The 26,883-nt window shown below is 59.4% G+C and carries 25 protein-coding genes; 12 read left to right on the forward strand and 13 right to left on the reverse strand.

Going from position 1 to position 26,883, the window contains the following annotated elements:
• Positions 1-198: 198 nt before the first annotated feature.
• Together glpK and AC1M2H_RS00705 are read right to left on the reverse strand one after the other, a co-directional pair.
• Positions 199-1,707, reverse strand: coding sequence for a glycerol kinase GlpK (glpK, locus tag AC1M2H_RS00700; RefSeq protein WP_480149920.1), 1,509 nt, complete (start codon positions 1,705-1,707; stop codon positions 199-201).
• A gap of 21 nt (positions 1,708-1,728) precedes the next feature.
• Entirely contained in the window at positions 1,729-2,580 is an 852-nt protein-coding gene (locus AC1M2H_RS00705) for an MIP/aquaporin family protein (RefSeq protein WP_480149921.1), read from the reverse strand.
• Between the two features lie 444 nt (positions 2,581-3,024).
• On the opposite strand from AC1M2H_RS00705, the gene zapB reads away from it, so the two are divergent.
• From zapB to AC1M2H_RS00745, 8 genes are all read left to right on the forward strand, one after another.
• Positions 3,025-3,270: a septal ring assembly protein ZapB gene (gene zapB / locus AC1M2H_RS00710; protein WP_123709547.1), complete on the forward strand. Its 246-nt coding sequence runs from the start codon at positions 3,025-3,027 to the stop codon at positions 3,268-3,270.
• A gap of 156 nt (positions 3,271-3,426) precedes the next feature.
• Positions 3,427-4,416 carry a sulfate ABC transporter substrate-binding protein gene (locus AC1M2H_RS00715; RefSeq protein ID WP_480149922.1) on the forward strand — a complete coding sequence of 330 codons (990 nt, stop codon included), beginning with the start codon at positions 3,427-3,429 and terminating at the stop codon, positions 4,414-4,416.
• A gap of 95 nt (positions 4,417-4,511) precedes the next feature.
• Positions 4,512-5,273 (forward strand): CDP-diacylglycerol diphosphatase, encoded by a 762-nt coding sequence (locus tag AC1M2H_RS00720; protein ID WP_480149923.1) that lies wholly within the window; start codon positions 4,512-4,514, stop codon positions 5,271-5,273.
• A 258-nt stretch (positions 5,274-5,531) separates the two neighbouring features.
• A complete protein-coding gene (locus AC1M2H_RS00725) occupies positions 5,532-6,866 on the forward strand; it encodes an MFS transporter (RefSeq protein ID WP_480149924.1) in 1,335 nt (444 codons plus the stop codon).
• A gap of 10 nt (positions 6,867-6,876) precedes the next feature.
• The gene (locus AC1M2H_RS00730; protein ID WP_480149925.1) at positions 6,877-7,836 is read left to right on the forward strand and encodes an aminoimidazole riboside kinase; all 960 of its coding nucleotides are present in this window, start codon (positions 6,877-6,879) and stop codon (positions 7,834-7,836) included.
• Positions 7,837-7,845: 9 nt separating this feature from the next.
• Positions 7,846-8,886 (forward strand): ADP-ribosylglycohydrolase family protein, encoded by a 1,041-nt coding sequence (locus AC1M2H_RS00735; RefSeq protein ID WP_480149926.1) that lies wholly within the window; start codon positions 7,846-7,848, stop codon positions 8,884-8,886.
• A 62-nt stretch (positions 8,887-8,948) separates the two neighbouring features.
• The gene (locus tag AC1M2H_RS00740) at positions 8,949-9,671 is read left to right on the forward strand and encodes a GntR family transcriptional regulator (protein ID WP_480149927.1); all 723 of its coding nucleotides are present in this window, start codon (positions 8,949-8,951) and stop codon (positions 9,669-9,671) included.
• Between the two features lie 125 nt (positions 9,672-9,796).
• Positions 9,797-11,101, forward strand: a complete 1,305-nt coding sequence (locus AC1M2H_RS00745; RefSeq protein ID WP_480149928.1) for an SLC13 family permease — start codon at positions 9,797-9,799, stop codon at positions 11,099-11,101.
• A gap of 70 nt (positions 11,102-11,171) precedes the next feature.
• Here AC1M2H_RS00745 and tpiA read toward each other — a convergent pair whose 3' ends face one another.
• Both tpiA and AC1M2H_RS00755 read right to left on the reverse strand, forming a co-directional pair.
• Positions 11,172-11,939 (reverse strand): triose-phosphate isomerase, encoded by a 768-nt coding sequence (tpiA, locus tag AC1M2H_RS00750; protein ID WP_095102601.1) that lies wholly within the window; start codon positions 11,937-11,939, stop codon positions 11,172-11,174.
• 109 nt (positions 11,940-12,048) lie between these two features.
• Entirely contained in the window at positions 12,049-12,648 is a 600-nt protein-coding gene (locus AC1M2H_RS00755) for a DUF1454 family protein (protein WP_480149929.1), read from the reverse strand.
• Between the two features lie 112 nt (positions 12,649-12,760).
• On the opposite strand from AC1M2H_RS00755, the gene AC1M2H_RS00760 reads away from it, so the two are divergent.
• Positions 12,761-13,189, forward strand: coding sequence for a DUF805 domain-containing protein (locus AC1M2H_RS00760; RefSeq protein ID WP_426813756.1), 429 nt, complete (start codon positions 12,761-12,763; stop codon positions 13,187-13,189).
• Here AC1M2H_RS00760 and fpr read toward each other — a convergent pair whose 3' ends face one another.
• The 7 genes from fpr to gmk form a co-directional block, all read right to left on the reverse strand.
• Positions 13,190-13,936, reverse strand: coding sequence for a ferredoxin--NADP(+) reductase (gene fpr / locus AC1M2H_RS00765; protein WP_480149930.1), 747 nt, complete (start codon positions 13,934-13,936; stop codon positions 13,190-13,192).
• Between the two features lie 126 nt (positions 13,937-14,062).
• Entirely contained in the window at positions 14,063-15,073 is a 1,011-nt protein-coding gene (gene glpX / locus AC1M2H_RS00770; RefSeq protein ID WP_480149931.1) for a class II fructose-bisphosphatase, read from the reverse strand.
• A 50-nt stretch (positions 15,074-15,123) separates the two neighbouring features.
• Entirely contained in the window at positions 15,124-17,205 is a 2,082-nt protein-coding gene (gene recG / locus AC1M2H_RS00775) for an ATP-dependent DNA helicase RecG (protein WP_480149932.1), read from the reverse strand.
• Positions 17,206-17,209: 4 nt separating this feature from the next.
• The gene (trmH, locus tag AC1M2H_RS00780) at positions 17,210-17,899 is read right to left on the reverse strand and encodes a tRNA (guanosine(18)-2'-O)-methyltransferase TrmH (protein ID WP_480149933.1); all 690 of its coding nucleotides are present in this window, start codon (positions 17,897-17,899) and stop codon (positions 17,210-17,212) included.
• A gap of 4 nt (positions 17,900-17,903) precedes the next feature.
• Positions 17,904-20,024, reverse strand: a complete 2,121-nt coding sequence (gene spoT, locus AC1M2H_RS00785; protein ID WP_480149934.1) for a bifunctional GTP diphosphokinase/guanosine-3',5'-bis pyrophosphate 3'-pyrophosphohydrolase — start codon at positions 20,022-20,024, stop codon at positions 17,904-17,906.
• Between the two features lie 18 nt (positions 20,025-20,042).
• Complete coding sequence (gene rpoZ / locus AC1M2H_RS00790; RefSeq protein ID WP_006817787.1) at positions 20,043-20,318, reverse strand: DNA-directed RNA polymerase subunit omega; 276 nt, start codon at positions 20,316-20,318, stop codon at positions 20,043-20,045.
• 54 nt (positions 20,319-20,372) lie between these two features.
• Positions 20,373-20,996, reverse strand: a complete 624-nt coding sequence (gmk, locus tag AC1M2H_RS00795; RefSeq protein ID WP_480152062.1) for a guanylate kinase — start codon at positions 20,994-20,996, stop codon at positions 20,373-20,375.
• Positions 20,997-21,253: 257 nt separating this feature from the next.
• Here gmk and ligB point away from each other — a divergent pair, with 257 nt between their 5' ends.
• Positions 21,254-22,930 (forward strand): NAD-dependent DNA ligase LigB, encoded by a 1,677-nt coding sequence (ligB, locus tag AC1M2H_RS00800; protein ID WP_480149935.1) that lies wholly within the window; start codon positions 21,254-21,256, stop codon positions 22,928-22,930.
• Between the two features lie 5 nt (positions 22,931-22,935).
• Here ligB and AC1M2H_RS00805 read toward each other — a convergent pair whose 3' ends face one another.
• The gene (locus tag AC1M2H_RS00805; RefSeq protein WP_480149936.1) at positions 22,936-23,553 is read right to left on the reverse strand and encodes a trimeric intracellular cation channel family protein; all 618 of its coding nucleotides are present in this window, start codon (positions 23,551-23,553) and stop codon (positions 22,936-22,938) included.
• A 277-nt stretch (positions 23,554-23,830) separates the two neighbouring features.
• Here AC1M2H_RS00805 and AC1M2H_RS00810 point away from each other — a divergent pair, with 277 nt between their 5' ends.
• A complete protein-coding gene (locus AC1M2H_RS00810) occupies positions 23,831-25,090 on the forward strand; it encodes a chloride channel protein (RefSeq protein WP_480149937.1) in 1,260 nt (419 codons plus the stop codon).
• Positions 25,091-25,144: 54 nt separating this feature from the next.
• Here AC1M2H_RS00810 and AC1M2H_RS00815 read toward each other — a convergent pair whose 3' ends face one another.
• Positions 25,145-26,008: a YicC/YloC family endoribonuclease gene (locus AC1M2H_RS00815; protein ID WP_480149938.1), complete on the reverse strand. Its 864-nt coding sequence runs from the start codon at positions 26,006-26,008 to the stop codon at positions 25,145-25,147.
• Positions 26,009-26,133: 125 nt separating this feature from the next.
• Here AC1M2H_RS00815 and rph point away from each other — a divergent pair, with 125 nt between their 5' ends.
• Positions 26,134-26,850 (forward strand): ribonuclease PH, encoded by a 717-nt coding sequence (gene rph / locus AC1M2H_RS00820; RefSeq protein WP_032690259.1) that lies wholly within the window; start codon positions 26,134-26,136, stop codon positions 26,848-26,850.
• The last annotated feature ends 33 nt before the right edge of the window (positions 26,851-26,883 follow it).

Genomic DNA, 26,883 nt, shown 5'->3' on the forward strand with positions numbered 1-26,883 from the left:
AGTGCAAAAGCAAACGTTTGCCAGCGTTTACGGAAAAATAATTCCGCCGAAAAGGTGTGGGGAAAAGGCATTCGTGTGGCGGGACGAAAAAGAGGCCCGGAGGCGGTGCCGGGCACCTTAATCCGGGCGAAGAAAAAACGTTGCGCATGAAGCCGTCGCCCCGGCAAGCGCTGCGCTACCGGGGCCGTATCGGCGGGATTACTCTTCGTGCTCTTCCCACGCCAGGGCGCGTTTCACCGCTTTTTTCCAGCCGCTGTAGCGGTAGTTACGTTCGGTGGTTTCGATCCCCGGACGGAACTCGCGCTCGATCACCGCTTTCTCCTGCAGTTCGTCCAGGTTCTGCCAGAAGCCGACCGCCAGACCGGCCAGGTAGGCCGCACCCAGCGCCGTGACTTCACGGACTTCCGGGCGCTCGACGCGGGTGCCGAGAATATCGGACTGGAACTGCATCAGGAAGTTGTTGGCGACCGCGCCGCCGTCGACGCGCAGCGCGTGCAGACGGATGCCGGAGTCAGCCTGCATCGCCTCCAGCACGTCGCGGGTCTGATAGGCGATAGACTCCAGAGTTGCGCGGATAATGTGGTTAGCATTTACGCCGCGGGTCAGGCCAAAGATCGCGCCGCGAGCGTACGGGTCCCAGTAGGGCGCGCCGAGGCCGGTAAACGCCGGAACCACGTATACGCCGTTGGTATCCTTCACCTTGGTGGCGAAATATTCGGAATCGAACGCGTCGTTGATCAGCTTCATCTCGTCGCGCAGCCACTGAATAGAGGCGCCGGCCATAAAGACCGCCCCTTCCAGGGCGTAGTTCACTTCGCCGCGCGGGCCGCAGGCGATGGTGGTCAGCAGGCCGTGGGTCGAGGCAACCGCTTTCTCGCCGGTGTTCATCAGCATAAAGCAGCCGGTGCCGTAGGTGTTTTTCGCCATCCCCTCTTTGACGCACAGCTGGCCGAACAGCGCCGCCTGCTGGTCGCCCGCGATGCCGGCGATAGGAATACGCGTGCCGCCTTTACCGCCGATGTTGGTCTGGCCGTATATCTCGGAAGATTTGCGCACTTCCGGCAGCATGGCGCGCGGAATATCCAGCGCGTCGAGCATTTTGTCGTCCCAGTCCAGATCGTGGATATTGAACAGCATGGTGCGCGAGGCGTTGGTGTAGTCGGTGACGTGCACGCGGCCCTGGGTCATTTTCCACACCAGCCAGGTGTCCACGGTGCCGAACAGCAGCTCGCCGCGCTTAGCGCGTTCGCGCGAGCCCTCAACGTGATCGAGGATCCACTTCACCTTGGTGCCGGAGAAGTACGGGTCAACGACCAGCCCGGTGACCTGACGGATATACTCTTCCATGCCGTCACGCTTGAGCTGCTCGCAGATCTCGGCGGTGCGGCGGCACTGCCAGACGATGGCGTTATAAATCGGTTTGCCGGTTTCACGTTCCCAGACGATGGCGGTTTCACGCTGGTTGGTGATGCCAATGCCGGCGATCTCGTCGGAGCTGATATCCGCTTTTGCCAGCACTTCTACCAGCGTGGAGCTTTGCGAGGCCCAAATCTCCATCGGGTCGTGTTCGACCCAGCCCGGCCGGGGATAAATTTGCTCAAATTCACGCTGAGAAACGCTGACGATATTGGCATTGTGATCCATCACTACGGCCCGGGAGCTGGTGGTGCCCTGGTCGAGCGCAACGATATATTTTTTGTCGGTCATAGTATGAGTCTCGTAGTCAGATTACAGCGAAGCTTTGGATTGCGTCGTTGAGGTGGACGTGACGTCCTTCTCCTCGACTTCGCAGATGTCGCAGGGCAAGTGGCGGCCAATCAGCTTGCGATAGCCGAACGCGCCCAGAGCGGCACCGACCACCGGCGCGCACAACGGCACCAGGAAATAGGGAATATCTTTGCCGCCGGTGAAGGCGACCTCACCCCAGCCGGCAAGCCAGGCGAACGTTTTCGGCCCAAGATCGCGCGCCGGGTTCATCGCAAAGCCGGTCAGCGGGCCCATCGATGCGCCGATGACGGCGATTAACAGGCCAATCAGCAGCGGCGCCATCGGGCCGCGCGGGATGCCGTTGCCGTCGTCGGTCAGCGCCAGAATCACGCCCATCAGGATAGCGGTTATCACCATTTCTACCGCAAAGGCCTGCATGAAGTTGATATGCGGGTTCGGGTAAGTGGAGAAAATACCTGCCAGGTCAAGACTTTCGACGCTACCGCGCACCATATTATGCGAGTGTTCGAAATCGAGGAAAAGATTGTAATAAAGCCCGTAAACTAATGCCGCAGCGCAAAAGGCGCCAGCGAATTGCGCAACGATAAAAGGAACAACTTTACGTCCGTCAAAGCAGGCGAACAGCCACAGCGCGATGGTAACCGCCGGGTTAAGGTGAGCACCGGACACGCCCGCGGTCAGGTAAATCGCCATCGCGACGCCCAGACCCCAGATGATGCTGATTTCCCATTGACCGAAGCTGGCTCCCGCGACTTTGAGCGCAGCGACGCACCCAACGCCGAAAAAGATCAACAACCCGGTACCGAGGAACTCTGCGATGCACTGGCCTTTTAGTGTTGATGTTTGGCTCATAATCGAATCCTGAAACAAAGTGGTGATTATTGTAAGTATGAAGGTCGTCGTCGACCACGCTGCCATGTAGGCATAGTGTTAATTTATCGTTAACGAACAAAAACGAGAAATATCGAACTCAAAATGTGTGTGCCAGCTCAAGAAAATGAGCGTTTTCGCGCCACAAACGCGTGTTGTAGCACATTAAAGAGCGTTTACGGCCGCGCAGCGCTAACCCAATGATTAACAATTGCCGGAGAAGCGACGGCGATAAGCGCCGAATAAGCCAGGTAAAGGCTGAAAAGTGTTGCAAACCGCAATCTGCGCGGGTTGTCGCTGGACAGGGAAGGCGGGGATTCATACAATCGACTGCATCACCACTGTAGTGCGCTTATTTTCGTTAAGGCGTCAACGCGTATACGAAACGGACGGTTTCTATCAACGCCTTGCAAGTTCAGGAGAGGTATGACGATGTCATTAGAAGTGTTTGAGAAGTTAGAGTCAAAAGTACAGCAGGCGATTGATACCATCACGCTGTTGCAGATGGAAATCGAAGAGCTGAAAGAAAAGAACAACTCGCTGGCGCAGGAAGTTCAGGGCGCGCAGCATAGCCGTGAAGAGCTGGAGCGTGAAAACGGCCAGCTGAGAGAGCAGCAGCAGGGCTGGCAGGATCGTCTGCAGGCGCTGCTGGGTCGCATGGAAGAAGTGTAACCCGCTCCTCCTCGCCCTCTCCTGTCCGGGAGGGGGTTAGTTTTACTCCTTTGTATATTCCCCCAAGTTATAGCCAATCTTTTTTTATTCTTTAATCATTGATTCGCTTTCTGGCACGCTTAGTTCATCACAACACGACATATAGAGAGCGGTGCGATGAATAAGTGGGGCGTGGGGTTAACTCTGTTGCTGGCATCCGCCAGCGTTCTGGCAAAAGACATTCAGCTATTAAACGTATCTTACGATCCGACGCGCGAGCTGTACGAACAGTACAACAAAGCGTTCAGCGCGCACTGGAAGCAGGAAACCGGCGATAACGTGGTGATCCGTCAGTCTCACGGCGGCTCCGGCAAGCAGGCGACCTCGGTCATTAACGGCATTGAAGCTGACGTCGTGACCCTGGCGCTGGCCTATGACGTCGACGCGATTGCCGAGCGCGGCCGCATCGATAAAAACTGGCTGAAACGCCTGCCGGATAACTCTGCTCCTTATACTTCAACCATCGTGTTCCTCGTGCGCAAAGGCAACCCGAAGCAGATTCATGACTGGAACGACCTGATTAAGCCGGGCGTGTCGGTCATTACGCCAAACCCGAAAAGCTCCGGCGGCGCGCGCTGGAACTATCTGGCGGCCTGGGGCTACGCCCTGCACCAGAATAACGGCGACCAGGCGAAAGCCCAGGAGTTCGTGAAGGCGCTGTTTAAAAACGTCGAAGTGCTGGATTCCGGCGCCCGCGGCTCAACGAATACCTTCGTTGAACGTGGGATCGGCGATGTGCTGATTGCCTGGGAAAACGAAGCCCTGCTGGCGGCAAACGAGCTGGGTAAAGACAAGTTTGAGATCGTCACCCCGAGCGAATCGATTCTGGCCGAGCCGACCGTTTCCGTCGTGGATAAGGTGGTCGATAAAAAAGGCACCCGCCAGGTGGCGGAAGCCTACCTGAAGTATCTCTACTCTCCGGAAGGCCAGGAGATTGCGGCGAAGAACTACTATCGCCCGCGCGATCCGGCCGTCGCCAGCAAATATGCCAGCGAGTTTCCGAAGCTGAAGCTGTTTACTATCGACCAGGAGTTTGGCGGCTGGACCAAAGCCCAGAAGGAGCACTTTTCTAACGGCGGGACCTTCGACCAAATTAGTCAGCGTTAACCTCCCCCCTCAACGCCCGGTTTAATCACCGGGCGTTTTCATTTGGTCATCAAATTACGCTACTCTTCCGGTTCTGGCTGAGACAGGAAAACATAATGCGAAGAGTACGATACCTTTTACTGGGGCTGGCGGTGGCTGCTGCGGCGGCAGCGGCGGGCGGCTGGTACTGGCTGCGCTCCGGTAACCCCGATGCGCTGCGGCACATCGTGTTGCAGCAGTGCGTGGTCAACCAACAGCAGCAGCAAAACCCGTCCCCCTGCGCTGAGGTCAATCTGCAAGGCGGCTATGTCCTGTTTAAAGACCGTAACGGGCCGCTGCAGTATCTGCTGATGCCGACGTACCGGATTAACGGCACCGAGAGCCCGCTCCTGCTCAACCCTCAGACGCCAAACTTCTTCTGGCAGGCCTGGCAAGGGCGGGAAATTATGAGCGAACGTCGCGGCTCGCCGGTAGCGGATAACGCGGTTGCGCTGACGATTAACTCCCGCAGCGGACGCACGCAGAACCACCTCCATATTCATATCTCCTGCCTGCGCGAGGACGTTCGCGCCCAGCTGGACCGCGAGGCTTCGACGATCAGCAGCCGCTGGCTGCCGCTGCCGGGCGGTTTGCTCGGCCATGAATACCTGGCGCGCCGGGTGACCGAAGCGGAGCTGGCCCAGCGCAGCCCCTTCCTGATGCTGGCGGAAGAGGTGCCCGAGGCGCGTGAACATATGGGACGCTTCGCGCTGGCGATGGCCAAACAGAGCGACGGTTCACTGGTGCTGCTGGCAACCGAGCGCAATTTGCTGACCCTCAACCGCGCCTCTGCGGAAGAGATTCAGGACCATAGCTGCGCGATCCTGACCTCCCGGTAGTTTTCTCCCCATCGGCGCCCTGCCGGTATCTTATTGATTCTCATCCCGGTTGCTACCGGGATGTAGATCCATACGTAAAATTAATGTGAATTTGATCAAAAGATATAAAGGTATACCTTTATATCTTTTTGGCGATCGTTACACTCTTCTCATAGTCATCTTATTGGATGACTTATCCATAAAAACGTTTTTATTTCACGTAGTGTCATCATCAATTGTTCGACAGATTTGCGCTTCTGAGCGTAAAGGAATTTCAACATGAAACTTTCTATCGTGGAAAAAATCGGCTTTGGTGCAGGGGATATGGCGATAAACGTTGTCATTATTGCTATGCAGCTGCTCCTCGCTTATTTCTATACCGATATCTATGGCCTGAGCGCCGCGGATGTCGGCGTGCTGTTTGTGGTCGTACGGTTGATCGATGCCATTATCGATCCGGCAATGGGGATCCTGACCGATAAGTTTAATACCCGCTGGGGGCGCTATCGTCCGTGGCTGCTGTGGTTTGCCGTGCCTTTTGGCTTTGCCGTCTATTTGATGTTTATCACCCCGGATATGGCGTATATGGCCAAGCTGGCGTGGGCCTACGGCACCTATATTCTGATGACGCTGGTCTATACCGCCATTACCATTCCCTACATCTCGATGATTGGCGTGATCACCGATGACCCCGTTGAGCGCCTGAGCGCCAACGGCTATCGCTTTGTTATGACCAAGATTGCCGCGTTTTTAGTGACGATCGTGGTGCCGATGCTGGCCGTCTGGCTGGGGCAGGGCAACAAGGCCCTGGGCTACCAGTTTTCGATGGGGCTGATGGGCGCTATGGGCGCGCTGCTGTTTATCTTCTGCTTCCTCACCACCCGCGAACGCAGCCTCCCGGAAATTACCTCTCTCTCCGTCGGCAAGCAGTTTAAGTATCTGCTGCGTAACGATCAGTGGCTTATCCTCGGCGCGGTTATTTTACTGCTGATGTGCGGCTACGTGATCCGCGGCTCCGTCGCCGCCTACTACGCGAAATACTACCTGAACGGCGGCGATAGCCTGATTTCGCCCTTCCTGACCACCGGCGTCGTCGCCTCGATTCTGGCGATGGTCGCCACCACCTGGGTCACCCGCTTCTGGGACAAAATTAAGATGTTCCGCTATACCCAGCTGACGACTTTCGTCCTCAGCGCACTGATGTACTTCTTCGTCGGCCGTGAAAACCTCGCGCTGGCGTTTGCCTTCTATTTTCTCATCAACTTCTTCTGCGACATGCAAATGCCGGTGTTCTGGTCATCTATCGCCGAGGCGGTGGATTACGGAGAAAAGAAAACCGGGCTCCGCGTCTCCGGCCTCGCGTTTGGCGGCATTCTCTTCTTCCAGAAGTTCGGCATGGGGATAGCGGGCGGGGTACTGGGCTTCCTGCTGAGCCACTTTGGCTATCAGGCCGACGTTGAGCAGAGCGCCCGTTCGCTGACCGGCATTGCGCTGATGATGACGTTAATCCCGGCGCTGTTCCACCTGGCGGTGGGCCTGCTGATGAAAAAGTATCTGATCAATAACCACTACTACCGCGATATTCAGCACCAGCTGGCGCAGCGGCAGGCATAAGGAGGCGCAGATGAACGCCATGAATAAGGTCTGGGTTATCGGCGATGCCTCCGTTGACCTGGTTGCGGAAAGGCAGGACAGCTACCTGAAGTGTCCCGGCGGCGCCTCGGCGAATGTCAGCGTCTGCGTCGCCAGGCTGGGAGGGCGGTGCGGCTTTATCGGATGCCTCGGGGACGATGATGCGGGGCGCTTCCTGCGCCAGGTGTTTCAGGATAACGCCGTGGATGTCTCATACCTGAGGCACGATGCGGCGCTGACCAGCGCGGTGCTGATCGTCAACCTGGCGGCCGACGGGGAGCGCAGCTTCACCTATCTGGTGCACCCCGGGGCCGATACCTACGTGTCGCCGGCGGATCTGCCATCGTTCCGCCCGCACGAGTGGTTTTACTTCAGCTCGATAGGGCTAACGGACCAGCCGGCGCGGGAGGCGTGCCTGGAAGGGGCGAAAAGAGCGCGCGAGGCCGGCGGCTACGTGCTGTTCGACGTCAATTTACGCAGCAAGATGTGGCGGGATACCGGCGAAATTCCCGCGCTGATCGCCCGCTCCGCGGCGCTTGCCTCCATCTGCAAAGTCTCTGCCGATGAGCTCTGCCAGCTGAGCGGCGCCGGCCGCTGGCAGGACGCCCGCTACTACCTGCGCGATCTGGGCTGCGACACCACCGTGATCTCATTAGGCGCCGAGGGCGCGCTGTTGGTGAGCCCCGAGGGCGAGCGGTGGTTTCCCGCTCCCCGCGTTGAGGTCGTCGATACCACCGGCGCCGGCGACGCTTTTGTCGGCGGCCTGCTTCACACCCTCGCGCAGGCTGACCGCTGGGACGCCGCGCTGCTGGCCGCCGCTATTCGGCAGGCTAACGCCTGCGGCGCGATGGCGGTAACGGCGAAAGGGGCGATGACCGCGCTGCCGTTCCCCGACCAGCTAAACACTTTTCTCTCCAGCCACGCGCTGGAACAAGCCATGACCGTGAAATAAGGAGTCATCATGCACGTTGAGCAAAACAAAATACTGGGATGCCTGGTTGGCGCCGCTGCGGCGGACGCGATGGGCGCGGCGACGGAAGTGCGAACTCAGCAGCAAATAAAGGACTATTTTGGCGGCTGGGTCACCACCTTTCAGCAGCCTCCCGCCGACACCTTTGGCCGCTGCAACGAGGCCGGGATGTGTACCGATGACTTTATCCAGGCGAAGTACATTATGGAGGCGCTGCTGCGCCATCGGCGGGAGGTCAGCGACGCGGCGATGCGCGAGGCGTTCCAGCAATGGCTGGCTTACCCCTACTACGCCAACTTTACCGGCCCCACCACCCGGGCGGCGATGAAGGCGATATTTAACGATACCCGCGCCTCTTTGCAGGGCGAGCTGGAGGGCGAAAAGCAGTCCGTACAGATTATTAATAAGGGCAACGCCGAGGCGACGAACGGCGCGGCGATGAAGATTTGGCCCGCGGCGGTGCTGCATCCCGGCAATCTCGACGCGGCGATTGACTGCGCGCTGCAGATTTGCCGCTTTACGCACAACAACGTGCTGGCGATGTCCGGCGCGGCGGCGATGGCGGCGGCGACCAGCGAAGCGCTAAGGGCGCAGACCGATGCCGACAGCATTATCGCGGCGGGGGTTTACGGCGCGCAGCGGGGCTATCTGCTGGCAGAAGCGCAGGGCGCGATGATGGTCGCCGGGCCGTCCGTCGCCCGGCGCATTGAGCTGGCCGCGGCGATCGGCAAGCGGCATCGCCACTGGGAAACGGCGGTGGTGGAACTGGCCGATATTATCGGCAGCGGGCTGCACGTCAGCGAAGCCGTGCCAGCCGCCTTCGGCCTGTTCGCGTGTTGTCCGAATTCTGCCGTAGATGCTATTATCTCCGGCGTTAATATCGGCAATGATACTGATACCGTCGCCACCATGGTTGGGGCGATCTCCGGCGCATTCCACGGCGTGGACGCTCTTCCCGCCGATTATTTAACGACCGTAGATCGGATGAATCATTTCGATTTAACAGAACTGGCCAGAGAGATCGCAGGGTAGCGAATTCGCCCTGCCGGGGACGGTAGCGCGTCCCCCGCTGGCGAAGACGCGAGGTGCGTAGTTTGCAGGTTGATAAAACGAGCTTTACCCCGCTTTATAAGCAACTATTTTTTATCATCTGTCAGCGGATCCAGAACGGCTCCTTGCCTTTAGGCAGCCAGCTGCCGACGCAAAAGGAGCTGGCCCGGGAGTATCAGGTTTCGCTGATTGTGGTGAAGCAGGCCTGGAGCGAGCTTATCAACGCGGGCATTATCTCCTCGCAGCGCGGGAGCGGTTCGGTGGTTTGCGCCATGCCGGAAGGGGTCAACTACGGCCATACCTTTCGCGGCATCACCCGCGATCTACAGGATGCCAGCGTTGCCGTTGAAAACCGCATCCTCGACATTGCGCCCCGTCGGGCGCGCGACGCCCTGGCCGATGGCCTGAGCCTGCCCGCGCATCAGCACTATCTTTTTATTTCGCGCATTCGCTACCTGAATAATCGCCCGTTCAACCATGAGAAAATCTATCTCGATCTGAGCTTCTTTCCCGGCCTCGAACTGACGGCTGAGGCGCTGGAGCACACCTCGCTGTATTCGCTGCTCAACGTCACCAGCGACTCGGCGATTGAAAAAGTGGAGGCCATTTTGCCCTCCGCGGAGCTGTGCGAGAAGCTGCAGGTTGCCGCCAACAAGCCGCTGCTGTCCGTGGCGCGACAGACGTTTCAGGCCGGTCGGGATATCCCCTTTGAATACTGCCGCTATTACGTGCTGTCGGAATATTTCGGCGAAATTCACTACCACTAACCGCGCGCTCTGCGCCGTGCGATAGCTCACAGCGCAGCCAGGCGGCCGGCCATCCCACCATATCTGGCATTTACCTGTCCGACCCGGCGTCGTATTCTTGCTGAAAAAAACGACAGGAGACAGGTATGTCGCTCTGGCTTTCTCACCCTCTGTTCCTTCCTTCCCTGATTGTCGGTATTACCATCCTGCTGTGGGCGACCTCCCTGCTGCCGGAGTTTATTACCGCGCTGCTGTTTTTCGCCGTAGCGATGATGGCGAAAATCGCGCCGCCGGAGGTTATCTTTGGCGGCTTTGCGTCATCGGCGTTCTGGCTGGTGTTCAGCGGTTTTGTCCTCGGGATCGCGATCCGTAAAACCGGGCTGGCGGACAGGGCGGCGCAGGCGCTGTCGGCCAGGCTCACCGACTCCTGGCCGCTGATGGTGGGCAGCGTGGTGCTGCTCAGCTATGCCCTGGCCTTCGTTATGCCCTCCAATATGGGGCGGATTGCGCTGCTGATGCCGATCGTCGCGGCGATGGCGAGGCGCGCCGGGATTGAGGACGGCACCCGCGCCTGGTACGGGCTGGCGCTGGCGGTCGGCTTCGGCACCTTCCAGCTGTCGGCGACGATCCTGCCCGCCAACGTGCCGAATTTAGTGATGAGCGGCGCGGCGGAAGGGTCGTACGGAATCCATCTCAACTACCTGCCGTACCTGCTGCTGCATACGCCGGTGCTGGGCTGGTTGAAGGGCGCGGCGCTGATCGCGCTGATCTGCTGGCTGTTCCCCGGCAGGCCGCATCCGCCGCGGGAGCGGACGCCGCTGCCGCCGATGAGCCGGGATGAGAAGCGCCTCGCCTGGCTGCTGGCGGTGGTATTGACCCTTTGGGTGAGCGAGAGCTGGCACGGCATCGGCCCTGCCTGGACGGGGCTGGCGGCGGCGGTGATTACGCTGCTGCCGCGGGTGGGATTTATCAGCGGGGAAGAGTTCTCCAGCGGGGTGAATATCCGCACCTGCATTTACGTCGCCGGGATCCTGGGGCTGGCGATTACCGTCACGCAGACGGGGATCGGCGGCGCGGTCGGCAACGCTTTGCTGCAGGTGATGCCGCTCGACAAAGAGAGCCCTTTTACCAGCTTCCTTGCCCTGACCGGGATCACCAGCGCCCTCAACTTTATTATGACCGCCAACGGCGTACCCGCGCTGTACACCACCTTTGCGCAGAGTTTTGCTGACGCCACCGGTTTTCCGCTGCTGAGCGTGATTATGATTCAGGTCCTGGGCTATTCGACGCCGCTGCTGCCGTATCAGGCATCGCCCATCGTGGTGGCGATGGCGCTGGGCAAAGTCCCGGCGCGGTCGGGGATGCTGCTGTGCATTGCGCTGGCGGCGGTCAGCTATCTGCTGCTGCTGCCGCTGGATTATCTGTGGTATCAGCTGCTGGGGAAACTATAAAAAAACCCGGCTAGCGCTACGCTAAGCCGGGCTGCGGATTCATCTCGCCGGGGCTCCCCGGCGTCGTGAATTACGCTTTTTTCGCTGCTTCTGCCGCTTTAACGATGACCGCGAAAGCGTCTGCTTTCAGCGATGCGCCGCCAACCAGCGCGCCGTCGATGTCCGGCTGGGTGAACAGCTCTGCGGCGTTAGATGCGTTAACGGAACCGCCGTACTGAATGATGACCTGTTCGGCCACTTTAGCGTCCACTTTCGCAATGTGGTCACGGATAAATTTGTGCACGGCCTGAGCCTGAGCCGGGGTAGCGGATTTGCCGGTACCGATAGCCCATACGGGTTCGTAAGCGATAACCACGCCTTCGAATGCCGCTGCGCCCTGAGTTTTCAGCACGGCGTCGATCTGACGCGCGCAAACTTCTTCCGTTTTGCCCGCTTCGTTTTCCGCTTCGGTTTCACCGATGCACAGAACCGGGATCAGGCCCTGCTCTTTCAGCACGGCGAATTTCTTCGCGATGAATTCGTCAGACTCTTTGTGGTAAGTACGACGCTCAGAGTGGCCGATGATGATGTATTCAGCGCCGACATCTTTCAGCATCTGGGCGGAGGTTTCACCGGTGAATGCGCCGGACTGGTTCAGGTCAACGTTCTGCGCGCCCAGGTGAATATGGCTGCCTTCTGCCGCATGCTTAGCCAGATCGATATACATTTCCGGCGGAGCGATAGCAACAGCACAGCCGGTCACGCCGGCCAGCTCGGTACGCAGGTTCGCTACCAGCTCGTTTACCATGTGGCGGCTGCCGTTCAGTTTCCAGTTACCCATCACTAAAGGATGTCGCATTTTAATTCTCCACGCTACATAAGCGAATTAAGGAATATAGCCGCCCCTGGGGGCAGCATGGTCTGTCAAACAGTATAGAGTTTCGTCGTTGGAAAGGCTTTGCTTTTTGTCATTTATTATTGCTCTCCAGCGTTTCAGATAGCGCTAGCTTAATCGGTTCAACCGCGAAGGTAAGCCCCTTTTCGCCGTTATCTGCCACTACATAGCGAATCGCGCCTTCGGTTTCGGCGAAGTAGCGTTTCCCTTTGCCGGCGGCGAGCAGTTTTTGCAGCTTTTGCCCGCTTTGCGCCGGACTTAATGTCGGGACGAACGCGCGCACAACGGCGCTCATATACTCCTGCGCTTTCGCCTTTGCCGCCTTCTGCTCCGGCCCCTGAACGGGCAGCCAGGTCACCTGCATTGATTTGATTTTGAGCGTGCCGCGCTCCAGCGCCGTGGAGGCGTACAGGTTTTCGTTAATCTTGCTGGCCGCCCGGGTCAGGTTAGCCCGATCGCGGCTGGAGGTAATCGCGCGAAATTCGTTGAGCTGCAGTTTGGGGTTCTCGGCGTTGAATTTTTCGCGAAATTCGCTGATGGAGATATCAAAGGCCGGCGCGCCGGAGAGTAGATAGGGCGCTGCGGAGGAGGTTTCTGGCTCGGCGGACAGCGCCTTATGGCCGACGGATAACGCCGTCAGCCCAATCAAACATAAGGTCGCCCACTTCTTCATACCGGTCCTTCCTTTTTTTGCCTGCTGACGATTAAAACGGGAACCGTCGCGCTTGTCAAAAAGTCACCGCTCCAGGGTAAACTACGCGAATGATGAGGATAAGGAATAAAACATGACCCTACAGCAGTGGATGTTCTCAATTAAAGGGCGTATTGGACGCCGTGATTTCTGGATTTGGATCGTTATCTGGATAGCGACCATGAGCGCGCTGTTTACCCTCGCCGGGTCAAATTTGCTGAATCTACAGACCGCGGCCTTTATGCTGGTGTGCCTGCTCTGGCCAACGGCGGCGGTGACCATCAAGCGGCTGCACGATCGCGGCAGATCGGGGCTCTGGGCGCTGCTGATGGTTCTGGCGTGGATGCTGCTGGCCGGGAACTGGGCGGTGATTCCGGGGGCCTGGCAGTGGGTGGTCGGCCGCTTTGTGCCGACGCTGATTATGGTGATGATGCTGATCGACCTGGGGGCGTTCGTCGGCACCCAGGGCGAAAATAAATTTGGTAAAGAGACGCAGGACGTTCGCTGGAAGGCGGAGTCCTGATCACCAGTAGTGTTCGGCCGTCATATGGCCCGGCCGGCGGCGCAGATGTTTGCTCATCTGCCGGGTATCCTTCAGCAGCTGCTGGGTATCCCGCACCATCTGCGGGTTGCCGCAGAGCATCACGTGGCTATTGTCAGCGTTCATCGGCAGGCCAACCGCCTCTTCCAGGGCGCCGGTTTCGATCAGGAACGGAACGCGCCCCGTTAGCATCCCCGGTACGGTTTCCCGACTGACCACCGCCTGGATGCGCAGCTTGCCCTTATAGCGTTCTTCCAGCGCCTGCATTTGCGGCAGATAGCTAAGATCGGCGGCATAGCGCGCGGCGTGAACCAGCACCAGGTTGTTAAAGCGCTCGAGGTCCTTGCCCTCTTCCAGAATCGACAGATACGGGCCGATTGCCGTGCCGGTGGCCAGCATCCACAGGGTGTCGCAATCCGGCACCTCTTCCAGCACGAAGAAGCCGGCGGCTTCGCTGACGATCTGCACGTCATCGCCCGGCCGCAGCGCGGCCAGCCGCGGGCTGAGTTTGCCCTCCGGAACCGTCACCAGGTAGAATTCAAGATCGGGATTGCTCGGGGCGTTCACGTAGGAGTAGGCGCGCTGCACGCGCTCGCCGTCAACGTCGAGGCCCAGTTTGGCAAACTGCCCGGCGGTAAACGGGTGAACAGGGGCCCGCACGTGCAAACTAAACAGCGCGTCGGTCCAGTATTCTACTTTTGTTACTTTGCCGCTAATCCAGTCCGCCATGATCTTCTCCCGTTGCGAAGCGTTGCCCTATCTTCGTTGCAGACGACAAAGATTTCCAGCCCAACGGGGCCGGAAAGCTCTATTGATCAAATATTAGCGCCTGCTTTAGCCCGTCCGCCGGACGGCTTACAGGATGTGCCGCTGGATATCCGGATCTTTGCGATCGAGATAGTGAATGGACTGGATACGGCGGATGGTGCGCGATTTGCCGCGGATCAGCAGCGTCTCGGTGGTGGCCATATTGCCCTTGCGGGTGATACCGTCCAGCAGGTCGCCTTTGGTGATCCCGGTGGCGGCAAAGACCACGTTATCGCTGCGCGCCATCTCGTCGAGGCGCAGCACGATGCCGGCCTCAATGCCCATCTCCTTGCAGCGGGCCAGCTCGTTCTCGCCGATGCGGCGGTTCTCTTCGCTGTCGCCCTTGACGTGGTGGCGGGCCAGCAGGCGGCCCTGCATGTCGCCGTCCAGCGCCCGGATAACCGCGGCGGATACCACGCCTTCCGGGGCGCCGCCGATGCCGTACAGAATGTCAACTTCGCTATCCGGCATGCAGGTCAGAATAGACGCCGCCACGTCGCCGTCGGGAATGGCGAAGACGCGAACGCCCAGCTGCTGCAGCTCGGCAATCACCGCATCATGGCGCGGCTTGGCGAGCACGGTCACCGTCAGCTCGCTGAGCGGCTTATTCAGCGCGCTCGCCACGTTACGCAGGTTCTCCGCCAGCGGCAGATTGAGGTCAATCGCCCCTTTCGCCCCCGGACCGACAATCAGCTTTTCCATGTACATATCCGGCGCATTCAGGAAGCAGCCCTTATCGCCCACCGCCATGACGGCCAGCGCGTTCGCCTGGCCCATCGCCGTCATCCGCGTGCCCTCGATCGGGTCGACGGCGATATCTACCGCGTCGCCGCGGCCGGTGCCGACCTTCTCGCCGATATAGAGCATCGGCGCTTCATCGATTTCACCTTCGCCGATGACGATAGTACCGTCGATATCAATCAGGTTGAGCATAATACGCATGGCGTTAACCGCGGCGCCGTCGGCGATATTTTTATCACCGCGGCCCAGCCACTTGTAGCCCGCCAGCGCGGCGGCTTCGGTAACACGCGAAAATTCGATGGCCAGTTCTCGTTTCATAATTCACTCGTTGTGAAGGAAAATTGCCCACGGCGCCGGGAACAGAGGCGTCAGGCGTTGGAATAGCGTTCGGTTTCCGGCATCCAGCGCTCGATAAGCGCCTGGGCCTGCTGTGGATAACGTTGGTGAATATGGCGGGCAATGCGCTGAACGTCCGGGATCATTGCCTTATCGCGCAGCAGGTCCGCGACTTTAAACTCGGCGGTGCCGGTCTGCCGGGTGCCGAGCAGCTCGCCCGGGCCGCGGATCTCAAGGTCCTTTTGCGCGATGACGAAACCGTCGTTGCTGTCGCGCAGGACCTGCAGGCGCAGCTGCGCCGTCTTCGACAGCGGCGACTTATAGAGCAGCACGCAGTGGGAGGCGACCGCGCCGCGCCCGACGCGGCCTCTGAGCTGGTGCAGCTGCGCCAGCCCCAGGCGTTCCGGGTTTTCAATAATCATCAGGCTGGCGTTAGGTACGTCCACCCCGACCTCAATAACCGTGGTGGCGATAAGCAGATGCAGCTCGCCCAGCTTAAAGGCCTGCATGACCGCCTGCTTGTCTGCCGGCTTCATCCGGCCGTGCACCAGGCCGATATTTAGCTCCGGCAGCGCCAGCTTCAGCTCCTCCCAGGTGGCTTCCGCCGCCTGCGCTTCCAGCAGGTCCGACTCTTCAATCAGCGTACAGACCCAGTAGGCCTGACGCCCCTCCTGGGTACAGGCGTTACGCACGCGGTCGATAATATCGCTGCGGCGGGTGTCCGGGATAGCCACCGTGGTGACCGGCGTACGACCCGGCGGCAGCTCGTCGATGGTCGAGGTGTCGAGGTCGGCGTAGGCGGTCATCGCCAGGGTGCGCGGAATGGGGGTGGCGGTCATGATCAGCTGATGCGGATGGAAGCCCTGCTGCTGGCCCTTTTCCCATAGCGCCAGCCGCTGGTGGACCCCGAAGCGGTGCTGTTCGTCGATAATCACCAGCGCCAGGCCGTTGAACTGCACCTGCTCCTGGAAAATGGCGTGGGTGCCGACAATCATCTGTACCTGCCCGCTAGCGATGGCATCCTGCTGCGCCTGACGCGCCTTGCCTTTTTGTTTGCCGGCCAGCCAGCCGACCTCAACGCCCAGCGGCGCAAACCAGCTGCGGAAGTTGGCGGCGTGCTGCTCCGCCAGAAGCTCCGTCGGCGCCATCAGCGCCACCTGCCTGCCGTGGGCGATGGCCCGCAGCGCCGCGAAGGCGGCAACCAGCGTTTTACCGGAGCCGACGTCGCCCTGCACCAGGCGCATCATCGGCACATCGAGCGCCATATCCCGCTCGATCTCGGCGGTCACCCGCTCCTGCGCGCCGGTTGGCTTAAAGGGCAGGGAAGCCAGCAGCTTGTTTTTCAGAGAGTCGTTCGCGCTGAGCGGCAGGGCGTGGAAACGCTGGGCGCCGGCGCGAACCGCCAGCATGCTCAGGTTATGCGCCAGCAGCTCTTCCAGAATTAAGCGCTGCTGGGCCGGGTGCTTGCCGGTTTCCAGCTCGCTGAGCTGGAGCGACGGCGGCGGGCGATGCAGCGTGCGCAGCGCCTCCGGGAGACTCATCATCCCCTGCGCCAGCTCGGGCGGCAGCAGCTCGGCGATAGCGCAGGTCTCCAGCAGCTCCAGCGCCTGATCGGTCAGCTTACGCAGCGTAGCCTGCTTGATACCTTCGGTGGTGGGGTAGACCGGAGTGAGGGTCTCCTGCAGGTCGGGCGTGCTCATATCGCCCTGCACGCGGTATTCCGGGTGGATCATCTCCGCGCCGTATTTGCCGCGCTTCGCTTCGCCGTAGGCCAGCACCCGGCGGCCGGCGGCAAGGCTGTTTTTCATCGCGGCGTTGAAGTTGAAGAAGCGCATGGTGAGAATACCGGAGCCATCGCTTATCTGACAGGTCATCATCCGGCGGCCGCCGAAGGTGATATTGCTGTTGAGCACTTCGCCTTCAACGGTGGCGTAGACCCCCGGCAGCAGTTCGCCGATTTGATATAGATGGGTTCGGTCTTCGTAGCGTAGCGGCAGATGCAGCAGAAGATCCTGCACGGTATGCAGGCCGATTTTTGCCAGCTTGCTGCTCTGCGCTGCGCCAACGCCGGTTAACGTGTTGAGCGGGACAGCATCCAGCAGACGGCTTTGCATCGGTTTACCTCGCTGCCTGCATCGTGGCCCACCACGCGGCGTCGGCTTCAACTTCGCCCTGGCCGTTGACGTGGGGATAGGGCAGACCTTTTTGTTTTGCCACCCTCGCCAGCACCGGATAACCACCCTCAAACAGCAGGCGCTGCTGCTCTTCTTCCGGCAGCATGCTGTTTTCGCGTTTATACATGCCCGCGTTCTGCCGCTGGCGCTGCGCTTCATACAGAATTAAGGCGGAGGCGACGGAGACGTTTAGCGACTGTACCATGCCGGTCATCGGAATAATGATGTCCTGGTCCGCCAGCGCTAAGGCTTCCGCGGTGATGCCGGTTTTTTCCTGGCCCATCAGGATACAGGTGGGCCGGGTGTAGTCTATTTCACGAAAGTCGACGGCTTTGTCAGAAAGATGGGTGGCGAGGATCTGCATGCCCTGGCCCTTCAAGTGACCGACGGCGTCGCCAATGGTATGGTGCGTTTTGACCTGTACCCAGCTGTTGCTGCCCGCGGCGGCGGAGACCATGGGGCGCATGCGGCTACTGGGCCAGATAGCGTGCACTTCGTGCACGCCAACGGCATCTGCGGTACGAATCACCGCAGAGACGTTATGAGGTTTGTGGACCTCCTCCATGCAGACCGTCAGGTCAGGCTGACGCCTGGCGAGCATCTCACAGATACGCGCATAACGCTGTGGATTCATAAGGCTAGTTTCGGTTACGGGTGACTTTTATCACGTCCGGCATCACGCGAATTTTGCGCATGATATTCGCCAGATGCACGCGATCGCGCGCCGTAAGGCGAATAAAGGCGCTGTAGACGCGGCCATCCTTTTCTTCCGTATTCAGGCTTTGAATATTGGAAGCGGCGGTATTGATCGCGGCCGTGAGGTTCGCCAGCGCGCCCTGGTGGTTAAACATATCCACCTTAATTTCGGTGATAAATTCCTGGGCGGTCTCTTTATCCCATTCGACGGCCATAAACTTCTCGGGCTCTTTCTGGTAGCCGCGAATGTTACGACAGGACTCATGGTGAATGACCAGGCCTTTGCCGGGGCTGACGTGGGCGATAATCGGATCGCCGGGAATCGGGCGGCAGCACTTGGCAAAGGTAATCAGCACGCCGTCGGCGCCTTTAATCGGCAGATGGCCGTGGCCTGACGAGGCGCTTTGCACCGGTGCGGTGACGGTTTCACCCTGCTGCAGGTTTTTCGCCACCACCACGCTCATCGCGTTGCCGAGGCCGATTTCCGCCAGCAGATCGTCCAGCGTCGCCAGCTTCATGCGCTCAAGCTCGCGCTGAACGTTCTCTGGCGGGATTTCTGCCAGCTTACGGCTGCCGCCGAGGGCGTGGTTAAGCAGCCGGCGGCCGAGGCTGACGGAGTCATCGCGCTTGAGGTTTTTCAACAGCTGGCGGATCTTCGCGCGTGCTTTCGAGCTGACGACAAAGTTCAGCCAGGCGGCGTTCGGACGCGCGCCCGGTGCGGTGATGATCTCTACCGTCTGGCCGCTGGAGAGCGGCTGCGACAGCGGATAGGGCTGGCGGTCAACGCGTGCGCCAACGCAGGCATGGCCGATATCGGTATGTACCGCGTAGGCGAAGTCCACCGGCGTCGCGCCGGCGGGAAGTTCGACAATGCGCCCTTCCGGGGTGAAAACGTAAATCTCATCCGGGAACAGATCGGATTTGACGCTCTCGATAAATTCAAACGAGCTGCCTGCGCTCTGCTGCAGTTCCAGCAGGCTCTGCATCCAGCGCTGGGCGCGGATCTGCGCGGTGGTGCTGCTCTCGCCGCCGTGCTCTTTATAGGCCCAGTGCGCCGCAACCCCCATTTCCGCCATCTGGTCCATGTCTTCGGTACGAATCTGTACCTCAACCGGGACGCCGTGCGGGCCGATCATCGAGGTGTGCAAAGATTGATAGCCGTTCGCTTTCGGAATGGCGATGTAGTCTTTCATCCGCCCCGGGCGCGGCTTGTAGAGGCTGTGCATCTGGCCAAGCACGCGGTAGCAGGTGTCGGCATCATGCACGATTACGCGGAAGGCGTAGATATCCATGATCGAGTGAAAACGCTGCTCTTTGAGCACCATTTTGCAGTAGATGGAGTACAAATGCTTCTCGCGACCGCTGACGCGACAGGGGATTCCCGCTTCCTGTAAACGCCCTTCGATTTCGGAGAGGATCTTCTGGATCATCTCTTTACGGTTGCCGCGCGCCGCTTTAACGACTTCTTTAATGACGCGATAACGATTGGGATACAGCGCTTCAAAGCCCAGCTCTTCGAGCTCGGTTTTAATGTGATGGATACCTAAACGGTGGGCCAGCGGGCTATAGATTTCCAGCGTTTCGCGAGCGATGCGGCGGCGTTTATCCGGGCGTAATGAGCCCAGGGTGCGCATGTTGTGGGTGCGGTCGGCAAGTTTGATGAGGATGACGCGGATATCCTGCACCATCGCCATAATCATCTTGCGAAAGTTTTCGGCCTGCGCCTCTTTCTTATCGCGGAACTTGAGCTTATCAAGTTTCGATACCCCCTCTACCAGCTCGGCAACGCTTTTACCAAAGAGCTGCTCCATGTCCTGGTAGGTGGCAGGGGTATCTTCGATCACGTCATGCAGCAGGGCGGCCATCAGCGTTTCGTAGTCGAGCTTCATCTCGGCCAGAATGCAGGCTACCGCTACCGGGTGCGTGATATAGGGTTCACCGCTTGAACGTGTCTGACCCTCGTGAGCGTCACGTGCAACGAGATACGCCTGCCGAAGACGCTTGATTTGCTCTTCCGGCAGGTAGTTTTGAATCAGCTGATTCAGGCTTTCAAACAGATACAAGGGCGACCCGCTGCGTTATTAACGACGACCTTCAGCAATAGCGGTAACTGCTTGTAATTCAGCGGCTTCCTGCTCTTGCTGTTCCTGACGATCGCGCACGTCGAGGATCTGGTTGTTGATCAGACCTTCTTCGATTTCGCGCAGTGCGATAACGGTAGTTTTATCGTTTTCTTCCGCTACCAGCGGATCTTTTCCGCCAACCTGCATCTGACGAGCGCGACGCGCGGCGACCAGCACCAGGTCAAAACGGTTACCAATTTTCTCTACAGCGTCCTGAACAGTTACGCGTGCCATACTTAAAATGCTCCACAGATGAAGAAAGGACTGGGCATGATACTGAATGTCGGTTCAGTCTGCCAACAGTTTGGTGATTAAAGCGCCATGTCGCTGCTTTTGGCGGCTCATGCGCAGGCGTTCGGCGCGGATGATGTTTTTCAGATCGCCGAGGGCGGTATCAAAATCATCATTCACAATAAGGTAATCATATTCCGCGTAATGGCTCATTTCTGCAACAGCCTGCGCCATACGTTTTGCGATCACCTCTTCGCTGTCCTGGCCGCGGCCGCGCAGGCGACGGTCAAGCTCATCTTTGGACGGCGGCAGAACAAAAATGCTGCGCGCGCCCGGCATTTTATGACGGATTTGCTGAGCGCCCTGCCAGTCGATATCGAGGAAGACATCAACGCCGGTTGCCAGTACCTGCTCGATGGCTTCGCGCGAGGTGCCGTAATAGTTGCCAAAAACCTCCGCGTGCTCAAGAAACGCGTCTCTGCTAATCATCGCTCTGAAATCGTCGTGATTAACAAAGAAATAGTGTTCACCGTGCACTTCGCCAGGACGCGGCGCGCGCGTGGTATGCGAAACAGAGACCTGGGAGTCGTACAGCGGTTGGGTTTTTAATAAAGCCTGAATCAGGCTGGATTTACCCGCGCCACTTGGGGCGGAAACAATATAAAGCGTGCCTTGAGCCATGAGAGTCTTTTGTATGTGATGGTCGAAAGAGAAACTACATACGAGCCTATTATACACGCCGCCGAGCCGTGACGTAGTCCCTGTCACACTTTTTCCCACGGTTTCTTTCATTTTGCCTGCTGTTTCCCTGATTTCTCTGTGAGTTGCCGTAATGACGGACAAACTCTGGAAGCCGGCTCGCGGCGCGGAAAAGCCCTTATCGCCGGTGAAGCCCCGTCGGCGGCAGAATGCCAATGGGCAAAAAGGAGGGCAGCGCAGTGCAAAAATGGCTTTGGGCGATAGGAATATGGATGACGGCGGGATACGGCCAGTCGGCCTGCCCCGCGTGGACGCAGGCGCGGGCTGAGCAGGAGGTTAGCCGCCTGAGTCAGCAGATTACCGGGTGGAAAAACGACTACTGGCTGCGCGGGGGCAGCGAGGTCGCTGATGACGTCTACGATCGGCTTTTAGCGCGGTTAATCGAGTGGCAGCGCTGTTTTGCCATCAAAACGCCGGTAATCGATGATTTACCGCCGCCCCGCGGCGAGGTCCGGCATCCGGTTGCCCACACCGGCGTGCGCAAGCTGGCGGAAAAAACCGACGTTGCGCGCTGGATGCGGGGCAAAACCGATCTGTGGGTGCAGCCAAAAGTGGATGGCGTTGCGGTGACGCTGCTTTACCGCCGCGGGCGGCTGGTACAGGCAATCAGCCGGGGAGATGGCCGGGCTGGAGAAGACTGGACGGCAAAAGTGAGGCAGATTCCCGGTGTGCCGAGGGTGACGAAGGGCGCGCTGGCCAATAGCGTGCTGCAGGGAGAACTTTTTCTCCGTCGCGCCGGACATATTCAGAAGCGGATGGGGGGAGTTAACGCCCGGGCGACGGTGGCGGGCGCCATGATGCGGCTGGATACGTCGACAGCGTTAGCGGATCTGGGGGTCTTTATCTGGGCGTGGCCGGACGGGCCCGCGGAGATGCGCCAGCGCCAGGCTCTGCTGCAGCAGGCCGGGTTTAGCGAGAGCGCCGGCTTTTCTCAACCGGTGGCAAACGTGGAACAGGTTGCGCGCTGGCGTGAACGCTGGCTAACGTCAGCGCTGCCTTTTGCTACCGATGGCGTGGTCGTGCGTCTCGGGAGAGAACCGGCCGGCCGCTTCTGGTCACCGGGGCAGGGTGACTGGGTCGCCGCGTGGAAGTATCCTCCGGCCATCCGCATTATGGAGGTGCGCGACATCCGCTTTTACGTCGGGCGTAGCGGGAAAATTGCCGTGGTGGCAGGGCTTGAACCGCAGCGGCTGGATGATAAGCAGGTAAAACGCGTAAACGTCGGGTCGCTGGCCCGCTGGCAAAAGCTGGATATTGCTATTGGCGATCAGCTGCAGATTAGCCTGGCGGGGCAGGGAATACCGCGGATAGACAGCGTGGTGTGGCGAACGGCCCAGCGTCAGAAGCCGCAACCGCCGCCGGCGCATTTTAACGCGCTGACCTGCTATTTTTTCTCCCCCGAGTGCGCCGGGCAGTTTCTTGCACGGCTGGTCTGGCTATCGTCAAAACCCGTACTGGACCTCGACAGCGTCGGCGAGTCCGTCTGGCGCGCCGTCCATCAGTCTCTCCGTATGGAGCATCTTTTTTCGTGGCTGGTACTTACCCCTCAGCAGCTGCAGTCGGTCCCGGGGATCTCTGCGCAACGCGGTCAGCGGCTGTGGCACCAGTTTAACCTCGCCCGCCAGCAGCCCTTTCTACGCTGGGTGCAGGCCCTGGGGGTGCCGGTGCCGCAGGCGGCGCTGGCGGGCCTGGCCGGAGATGGCTGGCCGCAGCTGCTGGCTCGAAACGCAGAGCAGTGGCGGCGCCTGCCGGGAGTGGGGAATGAAAGAGCGCGTCAGCTGGTGGCCTTTCTTCGCCATCCTGACGTTACCGCGCTGGCGCAGTGGCTCCGCGGGCAGGGTATCTCCGGTTTTTAATCCGCTCAGTGCGCGCCGTGATTGTAGTGGAAGACCGGTAAGCCTAGCTTCCAGCGCAGGGCCAGCATGCGGGCGGTGAAGCTAAACAGCAGGGTGGCGATGACCACCACGTCGTGGCTGCTGACGTAGTGCTGCAGGGCGATATAGAGAATGGCGGCGGCAAAAGAGATCCCGGCGTACAGCTCTTTCTGGAACACCAGCGGGATGCGCTTGCAGAACATATCCCGCAGCACGCCGCCGAATACGCCGGTGATGACCGCCGCGATGGAGGCGATAACCGGGCCTTCTCCCATATCGAGGGCAATCTGCGCGCCGATGATAGAAAACACCACCAGGCCGAGGGCATCCAGGGCCAAAAACAGCCGGCGCAGGTGGGGCATAACCGGGGCGGCAATGGTGGTCAGCACCGCGGCGACGGCAACAATGATGACGTATTCCGGGTTTTTGACCCAGCTGAGAGGATAGTGCCCGAGCAGGATATCCCGCACCGACCCGCCGCCCAGCGCGGTGGCGGTCGCGATAATGATCACCCCAAAGGTATCCATACGACGGCGTCCGGCCGCCAGCGCGCCGGTCATCGCTTCCGCGGTAATACCAATTAAATACAGAATATGAAGCAGCATAGATCCCCCACGATGAGAGCCGGCAGGTTAGCGATTTGTGCGCAGGATCACGACTGAGATTTTCTAAGGTGAACCATTTTCGCCTTGAAAAAATAATGCCTGATTTTGTCTGTTGCCTTTATTTATTGGGGGTTATGATGTTTTTTTGTCATATGTTGGATTAGAAAAAGTAATAAATAAGATCCGGGAGGGCCCGCTAAGGAAAATACGCGCTAAATACGTAATATTTAACTTGCGGCCTTTATCATTTCTTTTTCTCTTTCCGAGGCTTGTGAATATGACCGGAGTGACCGGCGAGAAAAACCACCTGCTCCGCCTGGCTGCTGTTGTTCTGACCGGCGTCCTGGCCGGGCTGTCGGGAATGGTTCTGGCGATGATTTTGCACGCTATTCAACACCTTGCTTTTGGGTACAGCCTCGATCGTATTATCGGTACGGAGTCATTTTTGCAGGGGGTAACGGACGCCTCCTGGCCTCGACGCTTTACGGCCATCGTCGGCGGCGGCGCCATCGCCGGGTTTGGCTGGTGGCTGCTGGGCCGCTACGGTCAGAAGCGGGTATCGATTTCCGCCGCCGTCGCCACGCCCGCGGTGCCGATGCCCGCTGGCACCACAACCCTGCACGCCTTGCTGCAGATCGTCACCGTGGCGCTGGGCTCCCCGCTTGGTCGGGAGGTGGCGCCGCGAGAGATGGGGGCGCTGGGGGCCGGTATCGTAGCGCGCAGAATGGGCCTGCATGAAGATGAGACTCGCACGCTGATTGCCTGCGGCGCCGGTGCCGGGCTGGCGGCGGTGTATAACGTGCCGCTGGCCGGCGCCCTGTTTAGCCTCGAAGTGATGCTGCTGTCGTTTAGCTGGGAGAAGACCCTGGCGGCCGTTGTGACGTCCGCCGTTGCTGCCTGGACGGCGACCCTCGGACTGGGGGATGAGTCGCAGTATCATTTTATCTCCGGGGCGCTCCCGGGCTCGTTTATGTGGTGGGCGATAATCGCCAGTCCGCTGCTTGGCGCGGCGGCGTGGCTGTTTCGTCGGGCCACCAGCGCCGCGCGGGCGCGGGTCAAGGCGAACTGGCAGATGCCGCTATTTTGCCTGCTGGCGTTTGCCCTGCTTGCCGGGCTGAGCCTCTATTTTCCGCAGCTACCCGGCAACGGCAAGGGCCCGATGCAGCTCGCGATCGGCGACGGGCTGGGATTTCATAGCGCGCTGGTGCTTCTGCTCCTGAAAGCGATCGTGATTCTGGCGGTGCTGCGCGGCGGTGCGGAAGGCGGGCTGCTGACCCCTGGCCTGGCGGTGGGGAGCCTGGTGAGCCTGCTGCTGAGTATGCTTTGGCAGCAGCTGGTGCCCGGCGGCGACGCCAGCAGCTTTGCGCTGGTTGGGGCGGCGGCTTTTCTGGCGGCGTCAATGCAGATGCCGCTAACGGCGGTTGCGCTGGTGATGGAGTTTACCCATATGGACCATAGCTATCTGGCCCCCACGCTGCTGTGCGCTGCGGGCGCGTTTATCACCTGTCGAATCCTGGACGGAAAGTACAGGTTCTGAATTGAAGGGATAAAAAAGGCTGGTAAAACCAGCCTTTAATCGATGTGCCTGCGGTTATTCGATGTTCTGAATTTGCTCGCGCATCTGCTCAATCAGCACTTTCAGCTCGATGGCAGAATTGGTGACCTCCGCATTAATCGATTTTGACGCCAGGGTGTTCGACTCGCGGTTGAACTCCTGCATCATAAAGTCGAGGCGGCGGCCAACGGCTTCTTTTTTCTTCAGAATGTTGTAGGTCTCTTTGACATGCGCTTCCAGACGGTCCAGCTCTTCGGCAACGTCGATACGCTGTGCCATCAGCACCAGCTCTTGCTCGAGACGGTTGTTTTCCAGCTGAACTTCCGCGTCTTCCAGCTTCGACACCAGGCGCTCGCGCTGCCACTGCAGGATTTCCGGCATATGGCTGCGAACTTTACCGACTTCGCTGCTGACGCCCTGCAGGCGCTGTTCGATAAGCAGCTTCAGCGCCTGACCTTCGGTCTCGCGAGCGACGATAAAGTCATCCAGCGCGCCGTTCAGTGCGGTGAGAATTTCGGCGGCAATAGCGTCGAGGTCCTGCTCCTGAGCGGCCATTACGCCGGGCCAGCGCAGGATATCAACCGGGTTGATTTCCCCTTCATCGCTCTGCATTTTTACCCAGTTGGCGGCGTTGACCAGCTGCTTCGCCAGGTTTTCGTTCAGGATCAGCTCACCCTGAGCGCTGGGATCCTGTTCAAAACGCAGGGTACATTCGATTTTGCCGCGGGTCAGACGCGCACGAATACGCTCGCGCACCACGGGCTCCAGGCTACGGAACTGCTCCGGCAGGCGGAAATAGGTTTCCAGATAGCGCTGGTTTACCGAGCGCAGTTCCCACGCGGCGCTGCCCCATTCGCCCTTAATTTCACGACGGGCATAGGCGGTCATACTGCGGATCATAGACGTTCCTGTTTTTAAAGGAGAGTGGGGGGGATTATAGCTTTCAGGGCCTTATCAGGATAGGAATAAGCGACCATTATCCGTATAATGCGCAGCCATATTCGTTTCAAGCCGGAGAGAACATCATGCGTCCAGCAGGCCGTAGCGCTAATCAGGTGCGTCCCGTAACCCTGACCCGTAACTATACCATACACGCTGAAGGCTCCGTGCTGGTCGAATTTGGTGACACCAAAGTGCTGTGCACCGCGTCAATTGATGAAGGCGTACCGCGTTTTCTGAAAGGCCAGGGTCAGGGGTGGATCACCGCGGAATACGGCATGCTGCCGCGCGCGACGCACACCCGTAACGCGCGTGAAGCCGCCAAAGGTAAGCAGGGCGGTCGCACCATGGAAATCCAGCGCCTTATCGCCCGCGCGCTGCGCGCTGCGGTAGACCTGAAGGCGCTCGGCGAGTTCACCATTACCCTCGATTGCGATGTGCTGCAGGCCGACGGCGGCACCCGTACCGCATCCATCACCGGCGCCTGCGTGGCGCTGGCCGACGCGCTGAACAAGCTGGTCGCCGCCGGCAAGCTGAAAACTAACCCGATGAAAGGCATGGTTGCCGCCGTTTCCGTCGGCATCGTTAACGGCGAAGCGCTTTGCGATCTGGAGTACGTGGAAGATTCCGCAGCGGAAACCGATATGAACGTGGTGATGACCGAAGACGGTCGCATCATCGAGGTGCAGGGCACGGCGGAAGGCGAGCCGTTTACCCATGAAGAGCTCCTGACTCTCCTGGCGTTGGCCCGAGGGGGGATCGAATCCATTGTCGCGACGCAGAAGGCGGCGTTGGAAAACTAGTTTTTAAGGCGACTGAGAAGTCGCCTTTTTTTT

This window comes from Klebsiella sp. F11, from assembly GCF_056712265.1.